Here is a 1,981-nt window from a genome sequence, read left to right on the forward strand (position 1 = left end):
AAACGTTTCATCATACTGTTTTTTCATCTGAAACACCTCTTATATAGAATAATTTATCTCTATACTGTGTTCCAGTTTTACTGTACCACCTCAAGTAGCAATGAAACGTAAAAAAGATATGCTTCAAACTTCTAATGCTATTATCATTCAACCAATTGTGGAAGAAGTGTCCGACAAGGTAGATACAAAAATTCCTACAAAGTTTCCTACCATTAAAACAAAATATAAAAGATATAAACAAACGTAATAGTAATAAGCATAGCAATACTCCACAAGAGAATATTGAACAAGCTGATTTCGTTGCTCACTAGGTACCAGAGCGTTTTGTTTCTTTAGCCTCTGCTTTTTATTCAAAAGCGAAAAACATTCAAGAATTTTGGAAAGTAGTGAAGCATTGTAAACGTGTAGTGAATCATATAACAGGGCAAACCGCTTTTGATAAAGAACAAGAATTACATATTGGTGTAAAGGCTACGAACGAATTTGCGATGAAAATAAAAGCTGAGGTCCGCATAAAAAAGAAAAATTTCCCTATTTCAATGGTATCGTGAATAATTTTATGGATAAGCTGTATTTTGATGATGAAATTTATAATAGGGACTAAAGAAATGATAAGTTACGGAATCATTCCAATACATCATTTCTCAAAACATTAACTGTGGATTCAAAAAAATGTGGAACATCATACTTTCCAATAAATTCAACCCTGCCATCAAAGACGGCAGAGCCGAATTGTCTAAGTTTCCCCACTACCAATTTAAATTTTCATACAAACTATCATTTGGGAGCGGTTAAGCCCGATTTCTCATTACATTTTGATACAATTTCTTGTTCTTGTTCACCCAAGGCTTGATAACAAAGAGCCAATTGCTGATGTAGAATCCATATATGATATGCTTAATCTGCCACCAACCAGACATATTGCTCTAATAACGACTGTGTATACAACGTTTTATACAAAAAATCATCGCTTCATGTGGTCACGTATTCTGCTTTTGGTTGCCATACCTCTATCTAATTTTCATTATACGTAACGTAGCCGCTGGAGTGGCACCCTGCACTACAACTAAATCATAAGTTCCACCCACCTGAGGACCCGAATTTACTAATGAAAGTGCAGCTGCAGGAGTTGTAATTATAGTTCCTCCAGATATTGAGAAAACGTCTGTTGTAGAAAGCGAATGGACTGATATTCTATTACGTCCAAATACATTGTTACCGTCACGCAGGCCTATCTGAGGTATTTGTGTTGTCCCAGCGTTCCCTCTTATATTTGCATTGTACTCAATAAAATAAGTTCCAGCAGTTACAGTTATGAGACCTGTTGCTGGGTTATATGTGATATCTGATCCAATATTTACAGATTGATCATCAAACTTAATAGCGGCATTTCCACCTGCTACTGTCTGATTTGAATTTAGGGCAAAAAATGCAGCGGAATTCATAAAAGTTCCCGTTGGACCCGTATCTCCCGTAGGACCCGTATCTCCGGTTGGGCCTGTGTCTCCAATAGGCCCTGTGTCTCCCGTAGGTCCCATAGCCCCAATTTGTTGCCATGGATTCCATGTGCCATTTGTCTGACTTCGTACATAAATAGATGGATTTGAAATAAATAATTGTAGAATAGAAGGACTTCCCACTCCTGGCGTAATCGCAGATACATATACAGTCCAGATTGAATTGGTATTATGGGCATTAATTGGTGGACCAGCTGCCCCATTGGAACTATAGACACCTGGTGTTGTCAACGTATTCAAATCTGTATTGGAAGGAACTGCTGTATAAGGAAAAGCACCTACTTAACTGGCTGTTAACACAACATTTCCGGTCGGTCCTGCTGTAACACCATTTATACTTAAAACGTCACCGGCTGCACCAGTAGGACCAGTGGGTCCTTGTAATGTTGGAATATTCGCAGCTGCTTTCATTTTAGATTCTAGCATCATTTCTTTTTTGAAAAGGGTCTCCATCATGCTTTGCG

General features: G+C 37.8%; 1 protein-coding gene and 2 pseudogenes. 1 reads left to right on the forward strand and 2 read right to left on the reverse strand.

The genetic code is table 11. The features are described 5' to 3' along the window. Positions 1-91: 91 nt before the first annotated feature. Positions 92-604, forward strand: a pseudogene (locus F3I02_RS17060) (helix-turn-helix domain-containing protein); the annotation flags it as partial. Positions 605-1,010: 406 nt separating this feature from the next. Here F3I02_RS17060 and F3I02_RS17065 read toward each other — a convergent pair. Further along, complete coding sequence (locus F3I02_RS17065; protein WP_196477837.1) at positions 1,011-1,748, reverse strand: hypothetical protein; 738 nt, start codon at positions 1,746-1,748, stop codon at positions 1,011-1,013. A gap of 51 nt (positions 1,749-1,799) precedes the next feature. Beyond that, positions 1,800-1,981, reverse strand: a pseudogene (locus F3I02_RS17070) (hypothetical protein); the annotation flags it as partial.

The sequence above is a fragment of the Bacillus sp. SRB3LM genome (assembly GCF_015712745.1).
Taxonomy (GTDB): Bacteria; Bacillota; Bacilli; order Bacillales; family Bacillaceae_G; genus Bacillus_A; species Bacillus_A thuringiensis_K.